This window comes from Actinoplanes sp. TFC3 (assembly GCF_001553785.1).
GTDB lineage: Bacteria > Actinomycetota > Actinomycetes > Mycobacteriales > Micromonosporaceae > Actinoplanes.
Genome location: NZ_LOJP01000001.1, coordinates 4232302 through 4240157, shown reverse-complemented (window position 1 = coordinate 4240157; position 7856 = coordinate 4232302). Strand labels below are relative to the sequence as shown.

Below are 7856 nucleotides of genomic sequence, written 5' to 3'. Positions count from 1 at the left end.
GCGGCGCCCCGCCCGGCAGCCGCCGCCGCACCCGCCGCCCCGATGGCCGCTGCCACCTCCGAGCAGCCCGTCGTCAAGCCGGTCAGCGCCGCCCCCGCCCCGGCCGCCGCGCCGATCAGCCCGGCGCCCATGGCCGTACCGGTCGCCGAGGAACGCCGCCCGCGCCGCGACGACGATCGGCGCCCGCGCCGTGACGCGGACGAGCGGGCCCGCCGCCGCCGTGACTACGAGGACGTGCCCACCCAGCGCTGGGAGTTCGAGGACGAGGACGACATGCCGGCCCAGCGGGGCCGTCGCCGCCCGGTGGACGCGTACGACGAGGAACTGCCCGCCCCCCGCCAGCGCCGTGCCGCCGAGCATTTCGACGAGCCCACCGGACCGATCTCGCGCCGCGCGCTCGAGGATCGCCGCTACGACGACGAGGACGACGTGCCCGCGCCGCGTGGCCGGGGCCGGCGGGCTGCCGAGGAGTACGACGAAGCCCCCCGCGCCCGCCGCTACGCCGAGCCGGAGTTCGACGACCAGCCCGACTTCGACGATGAGCCGGCACCGCGCCCCCGGGGCCGTCGCTTCGCCGAGGCCTCCTACGCCGCCGAGACCGACGCGATGCCCGCGCCACCACGCCCGCGCCGCGCCGCGTTCGACGACGACGAGGTGCCGGCCCCGCGCCCGCGCCGCGCCGTGTTCGAGGACTTCGAGGACGAGGCACCGGCTCCCCGCCAGCGCCGCTACGCCGACGAGGACCCGCGCTACGATGACCCGCGCTACGACGAGGCCCCGCCGCGTCGCCGCGCCGCCCGCTACCCCGGCGAGCAGCCACGCTCGTCCCGCGCAGCCCGCTACGCCGGGGAAGAGGAGGAGGTGCCCCGGGCCCGGCGCGACCGGGGCGCCGACGTGGACCGCGCCGACTCGGGACGGCACAGCCGTAGCGAGTTCGTCGACCTCGGGGCGCCGGACGACCCGAACTACCTGGAACCCGACGAGACGCCGACGCTTGTCGACATGGCGCAGCGCCGCGCCCGCAGGGCAACACAGCAGGAATCCGTACGGACCGGGACGGGCCGGGGGGCCCGCCGAGGATCCCGGCCCACAGCGGTTGAGGAAGCAGACGACGCCACCTACTGGGCGCAGCTGCGAGGGGAAGCTCAGTGAGCGGTCAGGTTCCACCGGTAACAAGCATTGGTACCCCGCGGCTGACCGCGGGGATGGAGGAGTACGGCCGGTTGGACCTGCTGGCGCACCAGGAGGTGCACGGCGGGTTCGCGGCCCTGTCCAGCGGTGAGCTCATCGGGCTGGCCGACCGCATCGAGCTGCGCGGGCGCGGCGGTGCGGGCTTCCCGTTCGCCCGCAAGGTCCGCGCGGTTGTCGACTCGTGCCGGCGTCAGGATCTGCCGCCGGTCATCGTCGTCAACGCCACCGAGGGCGAGCCGCCGTCGTGGAAGGACAAGGCGGTCCTGACCCGGGCCCCGCACCTCATCCTCGACGGCGCCGCGCTGGCCGCTGCCGCGCTGGACGCCGAGGAGATCGTGATCGGCATCGCCGACGACGGCGTCGGGCAGGACTCCCTGGCCGCCGCGCTGGCCGAGCGCCGCATGCCGGTGCCCACCCGCATCGTCACCGTGCCGCACCGCTTCATCTCCGGGGAGGGTGGGGCGCTGGTGCGCGGCATCAACGGCGAGGCGCACATCCCGCCCGGGCGCAAGGTGCGCTCCAGCGACAACGGCGTGGCGGGGCTGCGCACCCTGCTGTCCAACGCCGAGACGTACTCGCAGATCGCCATCGCCGCTCGGCTCGGGCCGTGGGAGTACAACTCGGTGGGCATCGAGGGGGAGCCAGGCACGGTCATGCTGACCGTCGGCGGCTCGGCCACCGCACCCGCGGTCGTCGAGGCGCCCACCGGCACCCCGCTGATGGAGGTGCTGGAGATGTGCGGCGCCGACATCGGCGCGGGCCTGCTCGTCGGCGGCTACCACGGCAAGTGGATCACCGCCGAGGCGGCCAAGACCGTCACCATCTCCCGCAAGGGCTTCGCCAAGGTCGGCGGCACGCTCGGCGCGGGCATGCTCATCCCGATCGGCTCGCAGACCTGCCCGCTCGGCGAGGTCGCGCAGGTCGTGCAGTACCTGGCCGGTGAGTCGGCGGGTCAGTGCGGCCCATGCCGGCTGGGCCTGCCGGACCTGGCCCGCGCGGTCACCCTGGTCGCGCTGGGCGGCAGCGCGCTGGAGAACGTGCGCCAGGCTGCCGGTGTGGTCAAGGGTCGTGGCGCGTGCAGCCACCCGGACGGTACGTCGCGTTTCGCGTTGTCGGCGCTGGAGGTGTTCGCCCGCGACGTGGAGCTGCACGCCAACGGCGAGGGCTGCGGCAAGCAGGTACGTGGCATTCTCCCGCTGCCGTACCACCAGCAGCAGGGCGCGCGGAAGCTGGCGCTTGACTGGTCGCGCTGCGACGGCCACGGGCTGTGCTCGGCGGTCGCCCCGGAGATCATCCGGCTGGACGCGAACGGGTTCCCGGCGTTCCCGCAGACCCCGTTGCCGCCATGGCTGGAGAACGGCGCCCGCAAGGCCGTCAACGTCTGCCCCGCGCTGGCACTGCGTCTCACCGAAGCCGGCAAGAAATAGCGCCGGCCCGGCGGGCCAGCGAGGCCGGACGCAAGGAAGTACAGAAGGGCACAGTTCAACACTTCTTCTTGCCTGCGCGGGGGCCTGCGAGTTGAGTGATCTGGTCGTACACAGATCAGCCCCTGGGGAGCCGAACTCGTGGACACCGCGTACCGCGTGAGTCCTCTGCACCGCAACGATCCCGAACGGCTCGGGCCGTATCAGCTCACCGGGCGGCTCGGGTCCGGCGGCATGGGCGTGGTGTACCTGGGCCGTGACCGCGACGGCGGCCATGTCGCCATCAAGCTGGTGCACGCGACCTTGGCGTATGACCCGGAGTTTCGTGGCCGCTTCCGCAGCGAGGTGGAGCGCGCACGGCAAGTGCCCTCATTCTGTACGGCCGAAGTCCTCGACGCCGACCTGGATCACAACCCGCCGTACCTCGTGGTCGAGTACGTCGACGGCCCCAGCCTGGCCGAGGTCGTGGAGGACCGGGGTCCCCTGCGCGCCGCCGCCCTGCAGTCGCTGGCAGTGGGCGTGGCCACCGCGTTGTCCGGCATCCACGGCGCCGGGGTCATCCACCGTGACCTCAAGCCGGACAACGTGCTGCTGGCCCCGGGCAGCCCCAAGGTCATCGACTTCGGGATCGCGCGGGCGTTCGAGGCCACCAGCCAGCACACCCGCACCGATCAGATGGTCGGCACCGTCGCCTACATGGCGCCCGAGCGCTTCTCCTCCGAGCCCGGCACGCCGCTGACCGCGGCCGCGGACGTGTTCGCCTGGGGCTGCGTGGTCTCGTACGCGGGCACCGGCCGTACCCCCTTCCACGGCGACTCCCCGCAGGCCACCGCGGCGCGCATCCTCACCCAGCCACCGCACCTCGATGGCCTGCCCGAACCGCTGCGCAGCATCGTCGCCCTGTCCTTGTCCCGCGACCCGGCCGCGCGGCCCAGCGCCCGCGAGCTGCTGGACATGCTGCTCGGCGATCGCCCGGCCCCGCCACCCGCGCCGGTGGCCGCGCCCCCTCCGGCGCCCATGCCGTATCAGGACTACACCGACCAGCCGCCCAGGTCCCGCAACATCCTGATCGCCATGTTCGCGATCCTGCTCGTGCTGGCCGGGGTCACCACCGCCGGGGTGATCCTGGCCCGGACGAACGCGAACACCAAAGACGTGCCGCTGGCCTACACCCCGTCACGCGATGGCGGTGCGGCGGCCGGCGTTGGCGAGCCCAGCCTCGTACCGTCATCGTCGGCGTCTCCGTCGTTGTCTGCCAGTGCGGCGCCCAGCGCAAGCGCGGCGCCCAGCCCGAGCGCCCGTGCGACGACCGCCCCGCCGGAGAAGACGCAGCCGGCCAAGACTGTCGCGCCTACGCCCAAGGAGCCGACCGGTGGAGAGGTGATCATCCAGGATCCGCTGAACCAGCCCGGGCAGTGGCTCGACAGCGAGATCCGCGAGGAGAACGCCACCTGCTTCACCCGCGACGTCATGCGGGCCAAGCGGGTCGACCGGGGGACGTACCAGTGTGCCGGTCCGGAGGAGTCGATCACCGATGACTTCGGTGTTGCGGTGACCACCAGCCTGCAGAGTGCGGGCAGTTGCGCCGGGATCTGGTTCCACTGGGCCGGCAATCGGGGCGGGCAGGTGCTGCGGATGTGCCAGAACGAGGTGTCGATCGCCGCTGACATGCCGAGCGGAAAAGTGGAGTACGGCCACCTCGCCCTCAAGCCCGCGATCCCGCTGAAGAAGTCGACGCGGGTGCACCTGGTGATCCGCGACCGCAACGCGCAGATCTACCGCGGCGGCACGTACGTCGGCACGATCAAGCTTCCGGCCCAGGGTCCGACGTCAGGTCAGGTGCAGCTGGGTCTGAGCGTCGAAGCCATCGACAAGCAGCCGCCGTACGAGGTCACCTTTGCCAATGTGGACATCCGCTCGCTCTGAGCCGGCGTGCCGGGCGGGCATGGGCACGGATGACGTCGCCCGATAGGGTGCCTTTCTGTCACGGGGGTTTCGGGGAGGCGCGGGATGGCGGAGGAGCGAACCACGCCGCTGCGCCCCCGCGACCCTCGCAAACTGGGGGAATACGAGCTGCTCGGTCGCCTCGGTGAGGGCGGCATGGGCACGGTCTACCTCGCGCGCAGCCCGGCCGGGACGCTGGTCGCTGTCAAAATGGTGCGCGCCGACCTGGCCCACGACGACGAGTTCCGGCGCCGATTCCGCAGCGAGGTCGAGCGGGTACGACAAGTGCCGCCGTTCTGCACCGCCGAGGTCCTCGACGCCGACCCCGGCCACGAGCACCCCTACCTCGTCGTGGAATACGTCGATGGCCCGAGCCTGGCCGAGGTGGTCGACGAACGCGGCCCGCTGACCTCGGCCAACCTGCACAGCGTGGCGATCGGCGTGGCCACCGCGCTGACCGCCATCCACGGCGCCGGGATCATCCACCGCGACCTCAAGCCCCGCAACGTGCTGCTCGCCCCGGGCAGCCCCAAGGTCATCGACTTCGGCATCGCCCGGGCCATGGAGTCCAGCGGTGCGCACACCGCTACCGATCAGCTGGTCGGCACGGTGGCGTACATGGCTCCGGAGCGCTTCGGCGAGGACAGCTCGGCGGTGCTGACCCCGGCTGCGGACGTGTTCGCGTGGGGCAGCGTGGTGGCTTATGCGGGCTCTGGTCGTACCCCTTTCCAGGCAGGCTCCCCACCGGCCACCGCCGCCCGGATCCTCACCCAGCCGCCGGATCTGTCCGGACTGAGCGGGCCGTTGAGAGATCTGGTCGCGCATGCGCTGGAGAAGGACCCGGCGGACCGGCCGACCGCCCGTGAGCTGCTCGATCTGCTGGTGACCGGCCCGCATCGCAGTGCCCCGGCAGCCGCGGCGCTGGCCCATCAGCCGGGTCTGCGGGTGGCCGCCGAGGAAGCCCAGGCCGCCACCGGCTACCACTCCGCGCGTCAGCTGACCGCGGTGGCCGCGCCGGCCGAGCTGGTGGGCTACGCCGAGGACTCGATCGTCACGCAGGCGGTCACCGAGATCGGCTACCTCGAGGATTCCATCGTCACCCAGCCGGTGCCCGGCTCGACCCCGTCGCCGTTCACCCGCGACCCGCATCCCCGCCGCCCCTGGGTGCTGCCGGTAGCCATCATCCTGCTGCTGCTCGTGGTGACCGGTGTGGGCGGAGCGATCGCTGCCGCCTGGCCCGGTAGCTCTGCGAAAGTTATCGGGCAGAACGGCGTGGATGAGCCGCCGCTGCTGCAGGACGCGCTGACCCAGCCTCGCCTGTGGCATCCGTCGGCCGACAAGCAGGAGCGGGCGAGCTGCTCGTTCCGCAACGCCCTGGTGGTGCGCCGCGAGACCAAGGGCGTGTTCCGCTGCCGGGGGCCTGCCGACGCCGAGCCCGACAACCTGCAGGCCGAGGTGGGCGTCCGGTTGCTCACCCGCGACAGTTGCGCCGCGATCTATCTGCGCTATCGGGATCTCAAGGGCTATCAGGTACGGGTGTGCGAGCGCAACGTGTACGTGAGCACCCACAAATCCGCCGACATCGAGGTCCTCAAGACGTTCCCGCTCGACGACACCCCCATCGGCGTGGACGGCCCCCCGACCCGCATCACCGTGACGGTCGACGGCTCCACCCTGGAAGTGCTGCGCGACGGCGAACTCGTCGGCACGGTCAGCGTCACCGACAAGGACATCCGCGGCGGCAAGGTGGGCCTGGGCATCTACAACGAGCAGTACACCTACGCCACCGGCCCGTACGAGGTAGCGTTCACCGACATCAAGATCTGGCCCGTCAAACGCTGAACCAGCTCATCGCCTGCCCGTGCCCGCGGTTCCAGGCCAGCGGTTTGCCGTCCAGCGCCAGCACGGTGTGCAGCGTGCCGTCCGGAGGCTCCGGCAGCCCGGGATAGAGGTTGAGCCCGGCTGACGCACCCACTTCCAGCAGGGCCAGCGGCTGCGGCAGCGCCGAGAGGATCGGCAGGAGGAGGGCGCATCTGCCGGGTTTGTTGGTTTGGGTCGCTCTTGATTCGAGTTCGGTGGCGATAGCTTCCCAGTTGTGCAAGGTGAACTCGATGAAGGCTGACGGGTCGGCGCGCTCGGGTTCGAGGTGCAGGTGGTAACTGAGCGCGCAGGTGCCCGGCCGTGAACGGATCGAAGGTCCCCGGATGGACCGCATGATCGGTTCGCTGAGCCACGGCACATCAGCCCGGCGTCAGCAGGCAGAACTCGTTACCCTCCGGATCAGCCAGGACCTTCCAGCGGATGTCGCTGTCGTCGAGATCGATGTCGGTGGCGCCAAGTTTCCGCAGCCTTCCCGCCTCCACCTCAAGGTCATCCTCCGGGTACGGCCGCAAGTCGAGATGCACGCGATTCCACCCGTTCTTCGCGTCAGGCGTGCGCAGAAACTGCAGGTACGGCCCCACACCCGCCGCCGACCTCAGCGCCGCGCTCTGATCGTTCGTCTTGTGGACAGTCCAGCCCATCGCCTCGCTGTAGAAGCGGGCCATGGCTTCGGGATCGGCGCAGTCAACCGCCACCGAGGCGATCGGCCCCGTCCCCGGCGTCGGGTCTCGCCAGTCCAGCACGCAGAACTCGTTACCCTCCGGGTCCGCCAGCACCGTCCACGAGACGTCGCCCTGGCCCACATCGACGCGCTTCGCGCCTAGGCCCAGCACTTTCGCCACCAGCTCCGCGTGATGCCCCGCCGACGTAGTGGCAAGGTCCACGTGCACCCGGTTCTTGCCCACCTTCGGCTCCGCCGACTTGATGAGGTCGACGCAGGCAGCCGCCGGGTCGGGATACCCAAAGTTCGCCGGCTCGAGGTTGGTCACGCCCGGCCCCTCGCTGGAAACTTCCCACCCCAGCACCTCAGCCCAGAACGCCCCCAACGTCGCATCGTCGTGAGCCTTCATGGTGATCTGAACCAGCCGCGCACCCATCCCCAGATCCTACGATCCAACCCGGCACGGTTGTGGTCGGCCCTCACCGAACCGGCCGGCCTGCACCACGTCCCCGCCGGCGTGCAACGGCTGCGGTGGATCTCGGGTAGCGCCGGTCAGCGTCCTGCCAGGAAGCCGAACCCCGGCGGGAACCAGTTGGTCGTTCCTGACTCCTGCCCGGGGGCTGGGTTGCTGGCCCTGGGCTGAACATGCCGTTGCTTTCGAGCCGGCGCATCCACACGTCAGAACGTACTGAGCCACGCCGTTACCGCCGCCCAGCCACCCACGAACCCCGGCCGGCCCAAACGCTATCCCGCAC

At 71.4% G+C, this 7856-nt stretch carries 4 protein-coding genes and 2 pseudogenes; 4 read left to right on the top strand and 2 right to left on the bottom strand.

Annotated features, from left to right (window positions below; genetic code table 11):
- The 4 genes and pseudogenes from TFC3_RS39435 to TFC3_RS19110 form a co-directional block, all read left to right on the top strand.
- Nucleotides 1–1152: pseudogene (locus TFC3_RS39435) on the top strand (hypothetical protein); the annotation flags it as partial.
- A 53-nt stretch (nucleotides 1153–1205) separates the two neighbouring features.
- The gene (locus tag TFC3_RS19120) at nucleotides 1206–2618 is read left to right on the top strand and encodes an NADH-quinone oxidoreductase subunit NuoF family protein (protein WP_067501677.1); all 1413 of its coding nucleotides are present in this window, start codon (nucleotides 1206–1208) and stop codon (nucleotides 2616–2618) included.
- A gap of 156 nt (nucleotides 2619–2774) precedes the next feature.
- Nucleotides 2775–4541, top strand: coding sequence for a serine/threonine-protein kinase (locus tag TFC3_RS19115; RefSeq protein ID WP_236718201.1), 1767 nt, complete (start codon nucleotides 2775–2777; stop codon nucleotides 4539–4541).
- 84 nt (nucleotides 4542–4625) lie between these two features.
- Complete coding sequence (locus tag TFC3_RS19110) at nucleotides 4626–6401, top strand: serine/threonine-protein kinase (protein WP_067501671.1); 1776 nt, start codon at nucleotides 4626–4628, stop codon at nucleotides 6399–6401.
- A gap of 100 nt (nucleotides 6402–6501) precedes the next feature.
- Here TFC3_RS19110 and TFC3_RS40490 read toward each other — a convergent pair.
- A pseudogene (locus tag TFC3_RS40490) lies at nucleotides 6502–6687 on the bottom strand (DUF2332 family protein); the annotation flags it as partial.
- Between the two features lie 112 nt (nucleotides 6688–6799).
- A complete protein-coding gene (locus tag TFC3_RS19100; RefSeq protein ID WP_067501665.1) occupies nucleotides 6800–7537 on the bottom strand; it encodes a VOC family protein in 738 nt (245 codons plus the stop codon).
- Between the last annotated feature and the right edge of the window lie 319 nt (nucleotides 7538–7856).